This window comes from Enterococcus sp. AZ050, assembly GCF_051715085.1.
GTDB lineage: Bacteria > Bacillota > Bacilli > Lactobacillales > Enterococcaceae > Enterococcus > Enterococcus faecalis.
This window is the reverse complement of sequence record NZ_JBIOTC010000001.1, coordinates 1,541,030-1,560,023: the sequence shown is the minus strand read 5'-3', so window position 1 is coordinate 1,560,023 and position 18,994 is coordinate 1,541,030. Positions and strand designations below refer to the sequence as shown.

The following is an 18,994-nucleotide window of genomic DNA, read 5'->3' as shown; positions in this document are numbered from 1 at the left end:
AAGAAAGGAAAAAAAGTGGTTGCATTTGTGATGGTTTTCTCATACACTGTAATTAAGAATGAGAATCATTCTCAATTAAATAAAAATGGAGTTTTCTCATGAAAAAGATTGGTTTGTTTGTTCTACTATTACTTTTCAGTTTATTGTCATTAGTGATAGGGGTGAAGGACATTGCACTTTCTCAGTTGTTTCAATTAGATGCGCAGCAACAATTTGTTTTATTTACCACCCGTGTTCCCCGCACGTTGAGTTTAATCATTGCTGGTAGTACGATGAGTATTTCTGGCTTGATTATGCAGCAACTCACACAAAATAAATTTGTCGCTCCAAGTGTCGCTGGAACAACCGATAGTGCAAGGTTGGGTATTTTAGTCGCAATGTTATTTTTCCCAACAGCTCCGTTTCTCTATCGAACGGCAATTGCTTTTATTTTTGCGCTAAGCGGGACCTTGTTATTCTTAGCGCTCATTCGATTATTACCAAGTAAGAATCAAGTGATGGTCCCTTTGGTGGGCGTGATGTTTGGTAACATTCTAGGTTCAATTGCCACATTTTTTGCCTATCAATACCAATTGGTTCAAAATATGTCTGCTTGGTTACAAGGAAATTTTTCCACAGTTATGAAAGGGAATTATGAATGGTTATTCTTAATGATTCCTTTGTGGTTTGTTATTTATTTATTTGCTTATCGTTTCACTGTCGTTGGTATGGGTGAAGCATTTGCAAATAGTCTTGGCGTCCATTACCAGCGAATTCAGTTTTTAGGTTTGACGCTGGTTGCTTTAGCAAGTGCCATCGTTTTATTGATGGTGGGGAATATTCCGTTTTTAGGGGTTGTGATTCCTAATCTCGTGTCTTTACGTTATGGCGACCATATGAAAAATACCTTGTGGTTAACTGGGATTTGCGGGAGTTTGTTCTTGTTAATCTGTGATATTTTAGCACGAGTATTGATTGCCCCCTATGAAATTCCTGTCAGCGTGGTTGTCGGAACATTAGGGAGCATTTTGTTCATTTTATTATTACTAAGGGGGCGCAAACAATGAAACGGCCTTTAAAAAAATGGCTTTCATTACTTTTGCTTTTAGCTGCCGTAGTAATTGTGAGCCTTTGTTATTTAACTTATAACACGTATGGCAATTGGTCCTTTGCTTTGGCGTTACGAGGCAAAAAGTTATTGGCTTTTATTTTTGTCGGAATCGCTGCGGCTTTTTCAACTATTAGTTTTCAAACAGTCACGCAAAATCATTTCCTAACGCCAAACATTTTAGGGATGGATTCCTTGTACGTCTTTGTGCAGACGGTGTTATTTTTTCTTTTAGGAGGCGCACAAGCGTTAGGTCAAGTAAGTCTTGGCTCGTTTTTGATGAACGTCTTTTTAATGGTGTTTTTAAGTACTAGTTTATCGTATTTTCTATTACGCAAAAATCAATCCGATTTATTTTTATTATTGATGATTGGCATGATTTTAGGTACTTTTTTCAGTAGTATTAGTACGTTTTTACAAGTGATTATGGATCCTAACGAATACGACTTACTCCAAGGAAAGTTGTTTGCCAGTTTCGGTAACGTCAATAGTCAGTATCTCATTTTCGTTGGTGTGGCGGTACTCATGATTTGTGGGATACTTTGGCGGGAAAGTTACCGTTTAGACGTTTTACATTTAGGGAACCATCAAGCACAGAATTTGGGGATTGCTGTGAATCAGTTTCAATTAGTGTTGTTGTGTTTGATCAGTAGTCTGGTCGGCTTATCAACAGCATTAGTGGGACCGATTACATTTTTAGGTTTTATCGTGGCCAATATGAGTTATCAATTCATGAAAACCTATCGCCACCGAGAACTGTTTGTGGCAGGGAGTTTAATAGCAGTCTTTTTATTGGTGTTCGGTCAATTGATGGTTGAACAGGTCTTTCATTTGAATACCCCGCTCAGTGTCGTGATTCAATTTGTTGGGGGCGTTTATTTTATATGGAAAATTATTGCAGAAAGGAAGCAACGCACATGATCCAGATGAGTGATGTATCAAAAAAATATGGCGATAAATTTGTCGTTTCAGACATTGATTTACCTATTTCTGAAGGCAAATTAACGGCCTTTATTGGGCCAAATGGCGCTGGGAAAAGCACGCTGCTAGCCATGATGAGTCGCTTAATTCCCAAAGATACCGGGGAAATTTATCTGGACAAGCAAGAAGTAAAAACCTGGAAGCAATCGGCTTTTTCACAAAAAATTGCCCTTTTAAAACAAGCCAACGGTGTACAACTTAAATTAACTGTGCGAGAACTGGTCAATTTTGGTCGTTTTCCTTATTCCAAAGGTCGCTTAAAAAGCGCTGACCACGAAAAAGTAACAGAAGCACTGGAACAATTGGGCTTAACTGAAATGGCGGAAGAATACATTGATACCCTTTCTGGGGGCCAATTACAACGGGCGTATATTGCCATGATTTTAGCCCAAGATACCGATTATATTTTATTGGATGAGCCCTTAAATAACCTCGACATGAATTATGCGGTTCAAATGATGCAGATTCTTAAACGCTTAGTGGATGAACTAGGAAAAACGATTCTGATTGTTCTACATGATATTAATTTTGCCGCAAGCTATGCAGATGAAATTGTCGCCATGAAAGGCGGAAAGCTCTATGCGCATGGCGCAACAGAAGAAGTTATTCAAACAAGTATTTTAAATGATCTTTATGAAATGAATATCCGGATTTGTGAAATTGAAGGAAAACGCTTTTGTCTTTATCACTAAATCGGGCAATTTAAAAATAACGTTTTTGGAGGAAAAGAATGAAAAAGAAATTTTTAGCAATGATGGCAGTTTCAATGATGGGACTGTTAATGTTAAGTGCTTGTCAAACAAATAAAAAAACAGCAGATTCTGCAACAACGGAAACAACAGCCAAAACGGAAGTTACAGTCAAAGACACCAATGGTCAATTAACCGTTCCCAAAAATCCTCAGAAAGTCGTTGTTTTTGATAATGGTTCCTTGGATACAATGGACGCACTAGGTGTCGGTGACCGCGTGGTAGGTGCGCCAACCAAAAATATACCTGCGTATTTGAAAAAATACCAAAAAGTTGAATCAGCAGGTGGCATTAAAGAACCAGATTTAGAAAAAATCAATCAACTAAAACCAGACTTAATTATTATCTCTGGTCGTCAACAAGACTATCAAGAACAATTAAAAGCCATTGCGCCAACCATTTACTTAGCTGTAGATGCCAAAAATCCTTGGGCATCAACGAAACAAAATATCGAAACGTTAGGCACTATTTTTGATAAAGAAGAGGTAGCTAAAGAAAAAATAACTGGCTTAGAAAAAGAAATTGCTGACGTGAAAAAACAAGCAGAAGCTAGCGCGAATAATGCGCTTGTTGTGTTAGTTAACGAAGGTCAACTTTCCGCTTACGGAAAAGGCTCTCGTTTCGGTTTAATTCATGATACATTTGGCTTCAAAGCAGCAGACGATAAGATTGAAGCTTCCACTCATGGGCAAAGTGTTTCTTACGAATATGTTTTAGAAAAAAATCCTGGGATTCTCTTTGTGGTAGATCGCACCAAAGCAATTGGTGGCGACGATTCAAAAGATAACGTCGCTGCAAACGAATTGATTCAAAAAACCGATGCTGGTAAAAATGATAAAGTCATTATGCTTCAACCAGATGTTTGGTATCTAAGCGGTGGTGGATTAGAATCAATGCATTTGATGATAGAAGACGTTAAAAAAGGATTAGAGTAAAAAAAAGCCTAGGACAAAAATCACTTTGGATTTTTGTCCTAGGCTTAAAAGCTAATAAACGGCGGGAACAAAAGCAACTCCTTCGGAAATAAGCTGAAATTCTCCAAAAATTAAAGAACAATTTTCGGAAATTTCTTCTTATTTCTCGGAGCTAAACACTTCTGTCCCGACCTTCTTGATGAAAAACAAAAAAGTTTTAAATTAAAAATGTGGTTGACGGTCTCGAAAATGTTTGCTAAACTATCCGTAAATCAGTATGATTGATGAAACAAATAAAAGAACAAAATGTGATGAGAAGGAAAGTACTTTTTAAAATAGCTTGCAGAGAGCCTCGTTTGGTGAGAAGAGGTAGTGACGTTAAAGAGGAAAATGGCCTTTGAACAGGTTGGTTGAAGCCGTTTGCTTAAACCAATTCAGGTGCGCCTGTTATAGCGCTACAGTATGATTGTACTGGAAACGAGCGGATCTTTTTTAGCGAAGAGATCAACAAAGGTGGTACCGCGATTGCATAAGCATTCGTCCTTTTTAGGACGAATGCTTTTTTTATTTGTTTAAAAAATATGAGGGGGCAACAACATGAAATTGGGGAAAAAAGTAGTAGGTTTGATTGCAACAGGGTTTCTTTTAGCCGCATGTGGCGGAACCAAAGAAGCGGCAGAGAAAGTAGATTCGGGAAATTTAGCAGCTGAACAAAAAATCAGTATTAGTTCACCTGCACCAATCTCAACATTGGATACAACACAAACAACAGATAAAAATACCTTTACAATGGCACAACATTTATTTGAAGGCCTTTATCGGTTTGATGATGATAGTGCCACGGTGCCAGCTCTAGCTAAAGATGTCAAGATTAGTGACGATGGACGCAAGTACCACTTTACCTTGCGGGAGGGGATTAAGTGGAGCAACGGCGAGCCAATCACGGCCCAAGATTTTGTTTATTCTTGGAAAAAACTGGTGACACCAGCGACGATTGGACCGAATGCCTATTTACTAGACAGTGTTAAAAATAGTTTTGAAATACGCAACGGTGAAAAGTCAGTCGATGAATTAGGGATTTCAGCCCCTAATGACAAAGAATTCATTGTTGAATTAAAACAGGCCCAACCTTCCTTCTTAGCAGTCGTTTCGATTGCTTGGTTAGCGCCACAAAGTCAAAAATTTGTCGAAGCGCAAGGCAAAGATTACGCCTTGGATAGTGAACATTTACTTTATAGCGGGCCATTTACGCTAGCCAATTGGGATGCGACTTCAGATACTTGGACATTGAAAAAAAATCCAGAATACTATGATGCGGATCAAGTGAAACTGGAAGAAGTTGCGGTTAGCACAATCAAAGAAGATAATACTGGGATTAATTTATATCAAGCGAATGAACTAGACTTAGTTCGCATTAATGGACAATATGTTCAACAATATCAAGATGATCCAGGCTATGTCAGTCATCCAGATGTGGCCAACTACTTCTTAGATTTCAACAAAAAAGAAGGAACGCCATTAGCGAATGTTCATTTACGAAAAGCGATTGGCCAAGCAATTGATAAAGAAGCCTTAACACAAAGTGTCTTAAACGATGGGTCAAAACCCCTCAACGGATTGATTCCAAGTAAACTTTATGCGAACCCAGAAACAGATGAAGATTTCCGAGCTTACAGTGGCGAATATTTGAAAAATGACGTCAAAAAAGCTCAAGCTGAATGGACGAAAGCCCAAGCGGATGTCGGTAAAAAAGTGAAACTTTCATTGCTGGCGGCAGATACAGATCAAGGAAAACGAATTGCTGAATATGTTCAAAGTCAGTTGCAAGAAAATCTGCCAGGTTTAGAAATTACCATTTCATCGCAACCAAGTAATAATGTGAACCAATCGCGACGTGAAAAAAATTATGAGTTGTCTCTTTCAGGATGGATTGCCGGCAGTAGTGAATTAGACTCTTACTTTAACTTATATGCAGGAGAATCAAGTTACAATTATGGCAATTATCATAATGCCAAATACGACCAACTGGTAGAAGATGCACGAACGATTAATGCCAATAATCCAGAGAAACAGTTTGCAGAATACAAAGAAGCGGAAGACATCTTGTTGAACCAAGATGCTGCCCAAGTACCGCTGTATCAAAGTGCCTCAAATTATCTAATCAATCCTAAATTGAAAGGCATTAGTTATCACTTGTATGGGGATTATTTCCACTTGCGCAATGCTTATTTAACAGAATGATTCAGGAAGAAGGAGTAAAAAATGGAAAAATTAGTCGAACGATTTTTAACTTACGTGAAAGTTAACACCCGTTCAGATGCCAATAGTCAAACCACACCGACGACGGTCGGTCAAGTGGTTTTAGCCAAAATGATTGAAACAGAACTTCATGAATTAGGCTTGGCCGATGTGCATTATAACGAACAAAACGGCTTTTTAACGGCACGGTTGCCGGGTAACCAACCTGCAGCGAAGAGTATTGGGTTGATTGCACATCTGGATACGGCGGATTTTTCAGCAGAAAATATCCGTCCCAAAGTCATCACTAATTATGATGGCCAAGATGTCCTCTTGAATCAAGAACAAGGCATCGTTTTATCGGTTGCTGAATTTCCCAATTTAAAAGAGTATCAAGGGGAAACGTTGATTACTACAGACGGAACAACACTTTTAGGAGCAGATGACAAAGCGGGAATTGTCGAGATTTTAGCTGCTGTTGAGTATTTTTTGGCACATCCAGAAGTAGCGCGGGGGGATGTTTGGCTCGCCTTCGGTCCAGATGAAGAAATTGGACGCGGGGCCGATCAATTTGATGCGCCGAACTTCCCAGTCGCTTTTGCGTATACAATCGACAGTGGCCGCGTGGGGCATTTCGAGTATGAAACGTTTAACGCTGCTCAAGCTGTGATAACAATTGAGGGAACCAGTGTCCATCCGGGAACGGCCTATGGTTCGTTAGTAAATGCCATTAAATTAGGCGAACAACTTGATCAATCACTGCCGCAAAAGGAAGTACCAGAACAAACACGTGGAAATGAAGGATTTTATTTACTCAATAAATTTACAGGAAGTATTGAAAAAGCAGAACTTGTCTATATCATTCGGGATCATGATCAAGAAAACTTTCAAGCGAGAAAGCAATTTTTGGAAAAACAAGTCCAACGTTTAAATGCGCTGGCAGATAAACCCAGACTAACAATTACTTTCCAAGACCAATACTATAATATGAAGGAAATCATCGAAAAAGATTGGACGCCTGTAGAATTGGCCGTCCAAGCAATGGAAAGTTGTGACATTGAACCAATCATCACACCATTTCGTGGCGGGACAGATGGTTCTAAGATTTCTTTCATGGGCATTCCCACGCCTAATCTATTTACAGGTGGCGAGAATTTTCATGGGCAATATGAATTCATTACCGTTGAATCAATGGCCAAAGCTGTTCAAACGATCATTGCCATCATTCGCTTAAACGCTAATTAAAGAAACACGCAAGGGAAATGCCGATTTTCCTTGCGTGTTTCGCTGTTTTTCGGTAAAGTATGTAGAAAAGTAGGGAGTTTTGCTCATGAATTATCCATTGATTTTTGCAGAAAACCAACAATTGGAAACGGAACGATTGCATTTACGACCAGTGACATTAGCAGATACAGATGATTTATTTGAATATGCTTCAGATGAAGAAACGACGCGTTTTGTGTTTCCTAAAAATGAAACCAAAGAAGAAACAAGAGCCAGTATTGCGAAATATTTTATGGGGGAACCTTTAGGAAAATATGGGATTGAAGTGAAAGAAACGGGCAAAATGATTGGCACGATTGATTTGCGGGTCAATGAAACCAATAATATTGGAGAATTAGGCTATGTCTTGAACCGTGCCTTTTGGGGCAATGGCTACATGCCTGAAGCCGCGACGGCGTTAGTTGAACTGGGTTTTGCAAAAATGAAACTCATGAGAATCTTTGCTTTACATGATCAAGACAATCCAGCTTCTGGTCGTGTCATGGAGAAAATTGGTTTTACCTACGAAGGAACACTGCCCAATGCCCGAATTAGTAAAGGGAAAATTGTCACAGAGGTTTATCGTGGGATGACACTGGAAACATGGCAAAATCGACAAAAATAGAAGCGTAAGACAAGTTGAGAGAGGAATTAGAGAAATGTTGATGTTTACAGAAAAAGAATTCGCAGCCTTTGAAGTTGCTGGATTAGATGAACGAATGGCGGTTATCCGTGCGCAAATTCAACCTATTTTTCAAGAATTAGACACGTATTTTGCCGAACAACTAGCGCCTGAACTAGGAACGGAGTTGTTTGTCCATATTGCGCAACATCGCCGTCGCACCGTGTATCCACCAGAAAATACTTGGTCCGCACTCAGTCCGAATAAGCGCGGCTATAAAATGCAGCCGCATTTTCAATTAGGCATTTGGGGCGACTATGTGTTTATGTGGTTGTCATTTATTGATAATCCTAAAAATGAAAAGCAGATTGCGCAAGCCTTTTTAGAGAATCAGCAATTATTCCAAGCATTACCAGAAGATACGTATGTTTCCTTGGATCACACGGTTCCTCAAATTACTCCGCTGCCGGAAACGGATTTAGAAAAAGCCTTAACTCGTTTTAGAGATGTAAAAAAAGGTGAGTTTGAAATTGGGCGCATCATTCCCAAAGATAGTGCTTTGTGGCAAAACCCTGAAAAAGCACGAGCGTATATGTTGGCAACCTATCAACAACTCCTGCCATTGTACCAATTGGCTATTGCCCAATAAGAGAAACAGACAGCATTTTGTGTTTTAGTGTTATTTTATCGAATTATCTAATCGTCAAAAATGAGAAAAGCTCACAATGTTAGTATCGAAAACTAACATTGTGAGCTTTTCTGAGGTTTGGTTAGCAAAAATTTAAGAAATTAAAGGCGATTTCTAAAGGATAAACGTGTTTCGACAATCATTTTCAAAGGATAATTTTAAATAACAAAGCACGAAACGCTTGTTATATAAGGGTTTTGTGGGAAATAGGGTTGTCAAATGGAAAATAATGGTGTTTTGGAAAGCTTTTTCTTTGTTATTATAGAGATATGAAAAAAGGTGGTTTGAGCAGTAATTGTAGAGAAACTCAAATCTGTTGTTGAATTAAAAGGAGGTTTTTAAATGAAAAAAAAGCGTTATTTAATGATTGTGTTCCTACTATTTTCCCCTAGTTTTTTTATAAATGTTGAAGCGTCTGAACGTGGTTCTAGTTCGGTGGGGATTGAATTTTACAAAAAGGCACCCCCGAAAGAAGAGCCCTCACCGAAAACAGATCAACCAGGGGCAAGTCCCAAGGGGAAAGGACCAGGACAGACGAGCACTAATCAAGGTATGGCAGGTGGTCAAGGCGCCATTACCACTGGCAATAAACAGCTACCGCGCACAGGGAGTAAGCGGCAGGCAAATCTTAGCATACTTGGCTTCATCGTACTTGGCCTTGTAGCAATGGTACATAGAAAGAAGGGACGACATGAAGCAAAATAAATGGCAACGTCTTGCAGCTATTGGCTTATGTGGTTCTTTGCTAGTGAATGCCTTTTCGGGCGTGACGGCAGTTGCGGAAACCGTCACGATTGAAAGTAGTCCGACCGCTGAAAGTAGCGTCAAGGAAGAAACGCAAGCAAGTAGTGAAACGCAAGAAACAACGACTGAAACAAGTCGAGAAGAAGTAACAAAGGAAATAGAGAAACAAGCAGAAGTGGCGGTAGAAAAGAAGGAAGCACCGCTAGTGAAAGAAGCTGAGCAAGAAAAAGCAGAAGCTCAGCAGGAGGTACAACTCACACCGCAACTCCCAGTACAAATCCAGAATCGAGCGAGGGGTTAAGGCAGGAAATTTGTCGGACGTATATCAAGAATATATAAATTATCGAGATAAGTTTGTTATTAACTCCCAAAGTACTACATTAGTTATGCCTGCAACTAGAATTGGAATAAATTTAAAAGACTTAGATGATACGCCAGTTAATATCTCTGATTTTAACCTCTCAGTATCAACAGTTGGGTTATCATATTTTCAAACAGGTACTACAATGTCTCAACCTACAGTAACTTCTGGATTTACAGATATAGCTACTGTTGAGAAAACAGCTACAAGTATTGATATTATAATACCTTCACAAAGTATGTGGGCGGCAGCATATCCTACATATAGGCAAACAATATTATACTTTAATTTGAAAGATATATTATTAAATGTACCGAAATATATAGACTCAGTAGAAATGCCTACTGGTCCAAATATTGCACAAATTCATGTAAGAAGTAAAATTCTTAATATAACTCCCAATATAGTAAAAAAAGATAAAGAAAAATACAAAATTAGTACGGAAGAAGCAGAAAAGAGTCCTGCAGAACCTGCTTATCCACTAATTAGCATTATGATTGGTAGTCAGGATACACAACAAGGGTATTTTCGTGCACAGTTTCCTACAGAGGATATCCAGTTAACGGTGGTACATAAAAAAGTCACCGAAAACTTCGTTGATGCCACAGGCGCCAAAATCACACCGCCAACTGGTTTCACGCAAGGACAACAAACAAGTATTACGAGCAATGACTTCACATACACCAGTGCCAAAGCCTTGCCAGATACGTACAAGGCAGGCGGCAAGACCTACAAATTCAAAGGCTGGTACAAAGGTACCGACCAAACAGCCCTGAAAACAACGAAAACACCAAGTTATGCCGTGACTTACGATGACCAAGACGACATGACAGCGGTCTACGAGGATTTAGGTGAGACGACAACTTTACCAGCACAAACGTTTAAATTTAGTTTTGTTGATGAGCAAGGAAATTTAGTCAATCCAAGTGGAATTTCTTTAAAAGGGAATCTCCAAGAATATGTTTCAGATGAAACACCAAAAATTATCGGGGAAATTATTGGTAAAGATAATGGGATGGTAAAAGAATACACGATTCCTGAGAAAGTATTCTATGGCGTGACTGATACGCGTTTCAGTTTTTATGGAGCGAAAAGATCAATATTTACGCTTCCAAAATACTATAAATCGTTGACGAAAAACCCAGGAACGTATTATTCTAAAACAGCCAAAGTTTATCCAGCGGCTAGTATTCGCAGAAAGAATTTTATTACCGGTGTTTTAGAGACTGAGATACCTAATGATTTGACCTATCGAGATTTATTCACTATGGCAGATCCTACCCAGTTCTCATTGGCGGAAGCACGATATAATGTTAGTCCAACGAATACAACATTTACCGCTTTAGGGATGGCATTTATGAGACCAGCGGAGGGGATTGTAGTGATTTCTAAAGATGATAGTCCCATCTATTATTATCTAGAAAACCGCCGTGTCACCGAAAACTTCGTTGATGCCACAGGTGCTAAAATCACGCCACCAACAGGCTTTACCCAAGGCAACAAAGTAGTGATTGATAGTGAGAACTTCACCTACACCAGTGCCAAAGCCTTGCCAGATACCTACACAGTAGGGGACAAAAATTACAAGTTCAAAGGCTGGTACAAAGGCACTGATCAAACCAAAATGAAAACGACGAAAACACCAAGTTATGCCGTCACTTACGATGACAAAGATGATATGACGGCGGTTTATGAAGAAGTCCAAGAAATCACTGTTCACCCAGGATTCTACGCAGAGTTTGTCGATGAACAAGGAAAAGCGTTCACGAATCCACTTACGCTTTCTGGAAACTATACAGAATTTTTCAGAAAAACCGCCACTAGTCCCTTTGAAGCAACAGGTTCGCTTTACCCAATGGTGGGAAGTAAAGAGGCAACCGTTGCTAATCGCTATAAAGTAGAAACAAAGCAAAACGTCTTGATTCCTAATGATTATGAACTTTTTTCTGATCTACCAACAGGTGTTTTAAATAAAGGTTTTGCGTTGAACAACTTTGATATTACGAATGAATTGAAGTATGTTGACAAAGTGGAAGCAACAACGAAAACCATTACGTTGTACGACTACGAGACCATTAGTGACATTGGCACCAACCTTCTATCGGATTCAGCAACGACTAGTTTTACTAGTTTTGAAACAGTGTTTAACAGAGAGACGAACAATACTTTTTCTGTTAAGGCAAGGTGGGGCCAATCAGGACTAACAAGAGATGTCCTTCCTAGTCTATTATTTCTAACTAGTGCAAATTCCCAACCAAGATTATTTGGTTTCGATGGAACTAGCGACTACAAGCAAACGATAAACTATAAAGTCACACGAAAACAAGTCACCGAAAACTTTGTTGATGCCACTGGTGCTAAAATTACGCCACCGACAGGTTTCACGCAAGGGAAACAAACACCAATGACAAGTAACAGCTTCACCTACACCAGTGCCAAAGCCTTGCCAGCCACCTACACAGTAGGGGACAAAAACTACAAGTTCAAAGGTTGGTACAAAGGTACTGATAAAACTGCGTTGAAAACTACGAAAACGCCAAGTTATGCCGTAACTTACGATGATAAAGATGACATGACGGCAGTCTATGAGGAAGTCCAAGCAACGGCAGAAATGACCGTTAGTCGGTTACTAGAAGTTGTCTCCAATGAAGCTTCTATGATTTGGACAGTTAGGCTAAAAAACACTAGTGAAGTTCCATTGACCAACGTTAAACTAGCACCAACGGCCAAATGGGCGGCAGGTATTTCGGCGCCGACCCAATTAACTGTTCGCCTTGGTAATACGCCAAATAAAATTATTCCAGTGACGGCAGAACAATGGCGCACAGGAGTTAACTTGGGTGTGGAAATTCCGGTGAATGGTGAAGCTTTAGTGACAGTGAACACAGCGAAAATCACTGGGGAACCAAGACAACTTTTAACCGCAGAAATGACAGCAAGTGGGAATTTTTTCCCAGTGACAGCTAGTAACTTTGTACGTATTCAAGGCGAAGATCAAACGATTGAGCCAACACCAGCAGAAGAAGGCTTCATTAGTACGCCGACGTTTGACTTTGGAAAAATTATGATTAGCGGTAGTACTAAGCAGTACGGCCTGAAAAAAGCAGCTGATTATTATGGGAATGGCACACGTAATCCGTATTTACGGATAAAGAAAAGTCAACCCAATTGGCAGTTGACAGCACAATTATCACAGCTAAAAGCGTCTGCCGATAGTTTGCCAACTAGTACGCGCTTATTATTAGGCAATGCAGACGTTGCAGCAATCGAAAACTATAATCAAGTCACAGAATTAACGAATAAAGTTGGAATTACGGAGCCGTTAGCTTTGACGAGTGATGGCACATCTACACCAGTAATTCTTAATAACCAATTTACAGGTAATGATGTCTATCAATTAGATTTTGATTTTGCCAATGTGAAATTAGAAGTCCCTGCCAATCAAGGGAAAATAAATGAGAAATATCAAGGAACGGTGACGTGGAACTTAGTCACTGGACCTTAAAAAAATAGTAAACCGCCCCCAAAAAGTTAGACTTTTTGAGGGCGGTTTACTATTTTATGGAAAGCCAATTTTATCTAATGGATAATAACGAAAAGTCAAAACACCTTCCACACTCGCTTGTTTAACAAAGCCAAAATAACGACTGTCGTCTGAGCGCGGGCGATTATCCCCCAAGACAAAATACATGCCTTCTGGAACGGTCAGGGATTGGGTGGCTTCTAAGGTCTCTAGCGTAAAATCTTGGGTATAATTTTCATTTTTAGAGACATTTCGTTTAGCACTTGCTAAGTAATCTTCACTGAGCGATACACCATTAATATAAAGGGTATCATCGCGATACTCGACTGTTTCGCCAGGTAAACCAATTAAACGTTTGGCTACTCGTTGGCCGTTGCGAGGACTAGGGAAAGCGATAATATCAAAGCGCTGTGGTTTTTTAATCGAGGTCACCCATAAACGGTCGTTGTTATGAAGTGTTGGTTCCATTGAAGAGCCGTTCACCGCAGCAGGGGAGAAAACATAGTGTCGAATTAGCAAGACAGCGACGACTAACAAAACCAACTGAACCAATCGTTTTAATAATGAGGACATGGACTTCACTCCTTTGTCCTTTTAGTGTACTACAGACAAGGAAAAGAAAAAAGTTTTCCCCTTAAGAAAGGTGTGCTAAAAAACGTTTCATAAAGCGTTGGCGAATTAAAATACCAACATAAGCAGCTGCGACAGCCTTGATGATACCAGGAATAATAAACGGAGCAAACCCGCCAGCGAAAGCGTTTGGCCACGGCAGATTTGCGGAATATTTCAACCAAATCATACCGAAAACTAAGGTAACTAAGGCGCCGGCAATATTTGCGATAATGGCCCAAGTATAGTTAAAGGTTGTTTTTTCTAAAATATAACCAGTTAATAAGCCGTTGAAGATAAACCCGATTAAATAGCCGCCAGTTGGTCCAAAGAGTACACCGAACCCACTAGACATCCCAGCGTAAACGGGTAAACCAATTAATCCTAATAAGAAGTAAATTAAAATAGCGTAGGTCCCCGTTCGCTTGCCCAAAACGGTAGCGGTTAAGCCGATGGCAAATGTTTGTCCGGTTAGTGGGACAATCCCCAATGGAATTGTAAATTGTGAAAGTACAGCAATAATCACAGCGAATTCTGCTGCTAAAATTAAAGAGCGTAACGATGCTTTATTCATAAGAATCCTCACTTTCTATTGTTAACCAATTATTTTTGTTTGGTTAACAATAGTTTAGCGGAAGTAAACAATTTTGTAAAGAGGGCAAAGAAAAAAACCTTGCCAAGAAAGGCAAGGTTTTGAAAGAAGGTAAGAACCGCAGTTCGACCTTTTGAAATCTTAAAGTTTTTGGTTGTAGTATTCAACGACAAGTGCTTCGTCGATTTCTGGGTAAAGTTCATCACGTTCTGGTAAACGAGTGAAGCTACCTTCTAATTTTTCAGTGTCAAAGCTTACGAATGCTGGACGTCCAACAGTTGCTTCAACCGCTTCTTTAATTGTTGAGATGTTTTGAGATTTTTCACGAACACCGATCACTTGACCAACTTCAACGTGGTATGATGGAATATCAACACGTTTGCCGTCTACAGTGATGTGGCCATGGTTAACTAATTGACGTGCTTGACGACGAGTAGTTGCAAGACCTAAACGGTAAACAACGTTATCTAAGCGTTGTTCTAGTAAAACCATGAAGTTAACACCGTGTTTACCTTCTTTGATTTTGCTTGCTTTAATGAACAACGTACGGAATTGACGTTCGTTCATGCCATACATATGACGTAATTTTTGTTTTTCAGTTAATTGCATTCCGTATTCAGAAACTTTACCACGGCTGTTAGGTCCGTGTTGTCCTGGTTTGTAAGGGCGACGAGCTAGTTCTTTACCAGTACCTGATAAAGAGATACCTAGACGACGAGATACTTTCCATGATGGTCCAGTATAACGAGACATTAAAAATTCCTCCAATAAATAAATGTTTTTTTGGAGTAAAATAATTAGATGAAAAATTCATATTCGTTCAGTTCATTCTTCAACCTTCGCCTTTGCAGCCGCGGTTACGCAGTTGAACCAAGTTTGGCAATGAACTGTTGACGAGTTATTATTCTTCTGCTGCAATTATTTTACACAAAATCTAGTATACTTAATAGGATAGGAAACGTCAAGGTTTTAAAGTGAAATATGAAAAAAAGGTAGACAAAAACACTTTTCCTCATTAGAATAAGGAGAGATGTTTTGAAAATATAAGTTGAAAACGGAATGAAAGGGAGTTTACAATGAAGTCTGGTTCACCATTGTTTGAACAAATTGATAAATCCATCGACAAGAAAGTGAATTTATTCTCAAACAGCTTTTCCCGCTACGCTGTTCGTGCAATGCTTGCTTGTCTATTTTTAACGTTGGGAACAGCCGTTGCTTTTGCAATCGCAATTAAAGGAGAAGGAATTTCTCATGGTTTAGGGAAAATGCTTTATGCCTTCATGTTCAGTTGGTCACTTGTGATGATTTTATATATGAATGCCGAACTTGGTACCTCGAATATGTTGTACATGACTGTTGGGGTCTATCGTAAAAAAGTCAACTTTTCCTTAGCTGCAAAAATTTTATTTACCTGTATCTTATTCAATTTAATTGGTGGCGTCTTATTTGGTTTCTTGGTATCACTTACGGTGCCGTTCCAAGAATTACCAAAAGATAGTTTCTTCTTTACGTCGATTGCTGGAAAATTAGAAAAAACCACCCTACAGATTTTAGTTGAAGCTATGTTCGCCAATATTGTGGTTAATACAGCCGTATTAGTGAGTATGCGAATGAAAGATGATGCCGGCAAAGTCGCGGCCATTATTTTCATTATCTTTATCTTTGCGTTCCTTGGTTTTGAACACGTGATTGCCAACTTCCCAGCCTTCAGTTTAGCTTACTTTGCTTCGAACGGCGCAATTGAAGCTTTCACAGCGGGTAATGTTGTTCATAATCTGTTCTGGGCCTTTATCGGTAACTTTATCGGTGGGGGCTTAATTATGGGTCTCGGCTATGCCTGGTTAGATAAAGACAACAAAAACTTAACGTATTTTGATTAATTGACCAACCAACTATACTAAAACATGGTACACTGTTTTAGTATAGTTTTTTTATTATAAGGAGCGAAGGAATGGACACACTTCAATTTCAGAAGAACCCAGAAACAGCAGCAAAAATGTCTGCTTATATGAAACACCAGTTTGTTTTTGCAGGCATCCCCGCCCCAGAACGTCAAGCGTTAAGTAAACAACTTTTAAAAGAAAGTCATACGTGGACAAAGGAAAAATTATGCCAAGAGATTGAGGCTTATTATCAAAAAACAGAACGAGAATATCAGTATGTCGCTATTGATTTAGCCCTTCAAAATGTTCGGAGATTTTCATTAGAAGAGGTCGTAGCGTTTAAAGCCTATGTTCCACAAAAAGCATGGTGGGATAGTGTGGATGCTTGGCGAAAATTTTTTGGGTCGTGGGTAGCGTTGCATCTGACTGAATTGCCAACGATTTTTGCCCTTTTTTATGGCGCTGAAAATTTCTGGAATCGGCGTGTTGCGCTGAATTTACAGTTGATGTTGAAAGAAAAGACCAATCAGGACCTGTTGAAAAAGGCGATTATTTATGATAGAACTACAGAGGAGTTCTTCATTCAAAAAGCGATTGGCTGGTCATTACGCCAATATAGTAAAACGAATCCACAATGGGTCGAGGAATTGATGAAAGAATTAGTGTTGAGTCCTTTAGCACAACGAGAAGGCAGTAAATATTTAGCGAAAGCGAGCGAATAAGGAGAAATGATGGAAAGAAAACTTTTTACATTTGATATTGATGGGACGTTGTTAAATTCGGAGAAGAAAGCATTGGATAGCACGAGAGAAGCGCTAGCAAAATTGCGGGAGCAAGGACACTTAGTTACGCTGGCAACTGGCAGAAGTCGTTATATGGCGCAAGAGGTGATTTGGGATTTAGATTTTACCAATTACGTATTATGTAATGGCGCCGCGGCTTTTGTGGATCATGAGCAATATTATCAAAATTTATTGCACGCTGAAGCGTTGGAACGTTTGGCACAAGATAGTGATCAACGCGGATTAGGATTTGCTTGTGTGGGCTTAGATGATATTAAGAAGAGCAACCAACACCGTGCTGAAAAAATGGAAATTGCGATGAACTCTTTTCATTTTCATTCACCTGCTTATGATGAACACTTTTATCGTCAAAATGATATTTACCAAGCGCTGGCATTTTATGACGCAGAAGATCAGTGTACGTTTGAAGAAGAATACCCAGAATTTCGCTTTATTCGCTGGCATCAACATAGCGTAGATGTTGTGCCTAAAGATGGCTCAAAATCAGCTACGTTAACGTATTTAGCTAAACGTGTGGGCATTGATGCAAAAAATATCATTGCCTTTGGGGACGGCGAAAATGATCGAGAAATGCTAAGCCATGCAGGAATTGGCGTTGCAATGGGCAATGCGAGTCCTTCCATTCAAAAAGTGGCCACGATGGTCACAGATACCAATGATAATGATGGGATTTGGAAAGCCTTAAAAGAAATGAAGGCCATTTAAAAAAACTGGGCCGTTTGTCTGAAAACAAACGGCCCAGTTTTTTTTATTCGATGACTAAAACGCCCTCTTTTAAAGCAAATGGATTTTCTTTGTTAATATGATCGTAGAACATGATGCCATTAATATGATCAATTTCATGTTGAACCACAATCGCTTCGTAGTTTTTTAAACGAACTTTGTGTTTTTCGCCAGCCATGTCAAAATAACTGACGGTAATTTTGTTATGGCGAACGACATACCCAGGCACATCTCGATCGACAGATAAACAGCCTTCCCCTTCACCTAAACATACATCTTGCACAGAATGGCTCAAAATTTTAGGGTTGTACATTACCGTACTTAATGAAGGCGTTTCGTTTTCTGGGTCGTTACTAGGAACATGGACAGCAATAATTCGTTTAGAAATATCTAATTGTGGTGCAGCTAAACCAACGCCACCACGTAATTGTAATTCTTCGGCTTTGACTGGATCTTGACTATTTTTTAAGAAAGTCAACATGTCTTCGCCTAATTGTCGGTCTTCCTCAGTGATAGGGACAGGCACTTCTTCTGCCACAGCACGAAGTGTGGGATTCCCTTCACGAATAATATCTTTCATTGTAATCATTCAATGGTTCCTCCTTTGAAACATAAAAAAATTCTTCTTTTATTTATTCATGCGCTGAAATAATCAGTTGTTTACCACCATTTAGTGTATCACAAAATCACCAAAAAAGGGGCTAGATTGTTTAAAAAAACTATCGAATAATAGAGATTAAGCTTGCATTTTAGCGGTGTTTCCTGTAAAGTAAGCTTGTGTGGAAACACACCATCTATCACTTGGTTTAGCGAGTCACCAACGCTTCACTCAGTGATCAGACGAATAATAGAGAAAGAGGTGGAACAAATGGCAATTTCACAAGAAAGAAAAAACGAAATCATTAAAGAATACGCACGTCATGAAGGAGATACTGGTTCTCCAGAAGTACAAATTGCTGTCTTAACTGAAGACATTAACCAATTGAACGAACATGCGCGTACACACAAAAAAGATCACCATTCTTACCGTGGTTTAATGAAAAAAATCGGTCACCGTCGTAACTTGTTAGCTTACTTACGTAAAACTGACATCCAACGTTACCGCGAATTGATCCAACGTTTAGGATTACGTCGTTAATCATTACGTATAAAGCGAGGTTCAATCAGAATCTCGCTTTTTATCTTATTGTCACTATTGAAGGTCCTCTTTGGAA

The 18,994-nt window shown here is 39.3% G+C and carries 18 protein-coding genes, 1 pseudogene and 1 other annotated feature; of the genes and pseudogenes, 15 read left to right on the top strand and 4 right to left on the bottom strand.

Going from position 1 to position 18,994, the window contains the following annotated elements; genetic code table 11:
* Positions 1-98: 98 nt before the first annotated feature.
* The 11 genes and pseudogenes from IGJ04_RS07605 to IGJ04_RS07555 all read left to right on the top strand — a co-directional run bounded on the left by IGJ04_RS07605 (position 99) and on the right by IGJ04_RS07555 (position 13,152).
* Complete coding sequence (locus IGJ04_RS07605; RefSeq protein ID WP_010824002.1) at positions 99-1,046, top strand: ABC transporter permease; 948 nt, start codon at positions 99-101, stop codon at positions 1,044-1,046.
* Positions 1,043-2,008: an iron chelate uptake ABC transporter family permease subunit gene (locus tag IGJ04_RS07600; RefSeq protein WP_085443086.1), complete on the top strand. Its 966-nt coding sequence runs from the start codon at positions 1,043-1,045 to the stop codon at positions 2,006-2,008. The genes IGJ04_RS07605 and IGJ04_RS07600 overlap by 4 nt, the downstream gene beginning before the upstream one ends.
* Positions 2,005-2,760: an iron ABC transporter ATP-binding protein gene (locus IGJ04_RS07595; RefSeq protein WP_002354962.1), complete on the top strand. Its 756-nt coding sequence runs from the start codon at positions 2,005-2,007 to the stop codon at positions 2,758-2,760. The genes IGJ04_RS07600 and IGJ04_RS07595 overlap by 4 nt, the downstream gene beginning before the upstream one ends.
* 38 nt (positions 2,761-2,798) lie before the next feature.
* On the top strand, positions 2,799-3,752 hold the full coding sequence (locus IGJ04_RS07590) for a siderophore ABC transporter substrate-binding protein (protein WP_002359060.1): 954 nt from the start codon (positions 2,799-2,801) through the stop codon (positions 3,750-3,752).
* Positions 3,753-4,033: 281 nt separating this feature from the next.
* Positions 4,034-4,279, top strand: a binding site (T-box leader).
* Between the two features lie 49 nt (positions 4,280-4,328).
* Positions 4,329-5,972 carry a peptide ABC transporter substrate-binding protein gene (locus IGJ04_RS07585; protein WP_002370085.1) on the top strand — a complete coding sequence of 548 codons (1,644 nt, stop codon included), beginning with the start codon at positions 4,329-4,331 and terminating at the stop codon, positions 5,970-5,972.
* Positions 5,973-5,993: 21 nt separating this feature from the next.
* A complete protein-coding gene (gene pepT, locus IGJ04_RS07580; protein WP_002408266.1) occupies positions 5,994-7,214 on the top strand; it encodes a peptidase T in 1,221 nt (406 codons plus the stop codon).
* A gap of 85 nt (positions 7,215-7,299) precedes the next feature.
* Entirely contained in the window at positions 7,300-7,857 is a 558-nt protein-coding gene (locus IGJ04_RS07575; RefSeq protein ID WP_010707020.1) for a GNAT family N-acetyltransferase, read from the top strand.
* A gap of 34 nt (positions 7,858-7,891) precedes the next feature.
* On the top strand, positions 7,892-8,503 hold the full coding sequence (locus tag IGJ04_RS07570; protein ID WP_010713729.1) for a YktB family protein: 612 nt from the start codon (positions 7,892-7,894) through the stop codon (positions 8,501-8,503).
* A 381-nt stretch (positions 8,504-8,884) separates the two neighbouring features.
* Complete coding sequence (locus IGJ04_RS07565; RefSeq protein WP_049096070.1) at positions 8,885-9,247, top strand: LPXTG cell wall anchor domain-containing protein; 363 nt, start codon at positions 8,885-8,887, stop codon at positions 9,245-9,247.
* A pseudogene (locus tag IGJ04_RS07560) lies at positions 9,234-9,497 on the top strand (hypothetical protein); the annotation flags it as partial. The gene IGJ04_RS07565 and the pseudogene IGJ04_RS07560, both read left to right, overlap by 14 nt.
* A gap of 175 nt (positions 9,498-9,672) precedes the next feature.
* Positions 9,673-13,152 carry a WxL domain-containing protein gene (locus IGJ04_RS07555; RefSeq protein WP_438840093.1) on the top strand — a complete coding sequence of 1,160 codons (3,480 nt, stop codon included), beginning with the start codon at positions 9,673-9,675 and terminating at the stop codon, positions 13,150-13,152.
* Between the two features lie 54 nt (positions 13,153-13,206).
* On the opposite strand, the gene lepB is transcribed toward IGJ04_RS07555, so the two are convergent.
* From lepB to rpsD, 3 genes are all read right to left on the bottom strand, one after another.
* Positions 13,207-13,743, bottom strand: coding sequence for a signal peptidase I (lepB, locus tag IGJ04_RS07550; RefSeq protein ID WP_002385230.1), 537 nt, complete (start codon positions 13,741-13,743; stop codon positions 13,207-13,209).
* Between the two features lie 61 nt (positions 13,744-13,804).
* On the bottom strand, positions 13,805-14,353 hold the full coding sequence (locus IGJ04_RS07545; protein ID WP_002354975.1) for a biotin transporter BioY: 549 nt from the start codon (positions 14,351-14,353) through the stop codon (positions 13,805-13,807).
* A gap of 159 nt (positions 14,354-14,512) precedes the next feature.
* Positions 14,513-15,124, bottom strand: coding sequence for a 30S ribosomal protein S4 (gene rpsD / locus IGJ04_RS07540; protein WP_002365342.1), 612 nt, complete (start codon positions 15,122-15,124; stop codon positions 14,513-14,515).
* Between the two features lie 323 nt (positions 15,125-15,447).
* Here rpsD and IGJ04_RS07535 point away from each other — a divergent pair, with 323 nt between their 5' ends.
* The 3 genes from IGJ04_RS07535 to IGJ04_RS07525 all read left to right on the top strand — a co-directional run bounded on the left by IGJ04_RS07535 (position 15,448) and on the right by IGJ04_RS07525 (position 17,762).
* Positions 15,448-16,251, top strand: a complete 804-nt coding sequence (locus tag IGJ04_RS07535; protein WP_438840092.1) for a formate/nitrite transporter family protein — start codon at positions 15,448-15,450, stop codon at positions 16,249-16,251.
* 71 nt (positions 16,252-16,322) lie between these two features.
* The gene (locus IGJ04_RS07530; RefSeq protein WP_270278717.1) at positions 16,323-16,976 is read left to right on the top strand and encodes a DNA alkylation repair protein; all 654 of its coding nucleotides are present in this window, start codon (positions 16,323-16,325) and stop codon (positions 16,974-16,976) included.
* A 9-nt stretch (positions 16,977-16,985) separates the two neighbouring features.
* Complete coding sequence (locus IGJ04_RS07525) at positions 16,986-17,762, top strand: HAD family hydrolase (protein WP_438840353.1); 777 nt, start codon at positions 16,986-16,988, stop codon at positions 17,760-17,762.
* Positions 17,763-17,805: 43 nt separating this feature from the next.
* Here IGJ04_RS07525 and def read toward each other — a convergent pair whose 3' ends face one another.
* Positions 17,806-18,369: a peptide deformylase gene (gene def, locus IGJ04_RS07520; RefSeq protein WP_002354981.1), complete on the bottom strand. Its 564-nt coding sequence runs from the start codon at positions 18,367-18,369 to the stop codon at positions 17,806-17,808.
* 279 nt (positions 18,370-18,648) lie between these two features.
* Here def and rpsO point away from each other — a divergent pair, with 279 nt between their 5' ends.
* Complete coding sequence (rpsO, locus tag IGJ04_RS07515) at positions 18,649-18,918, top strand: 30S ribosomal protein S15 (RefSeq protein WP_002354983.1); 270 nt, start codon at positions 18,649-18,651, stop codon at positions 18,916-18,918.
* The last annotated feature ends 76 nt before the right edge of the window (positions 18,919-18,994 follow it).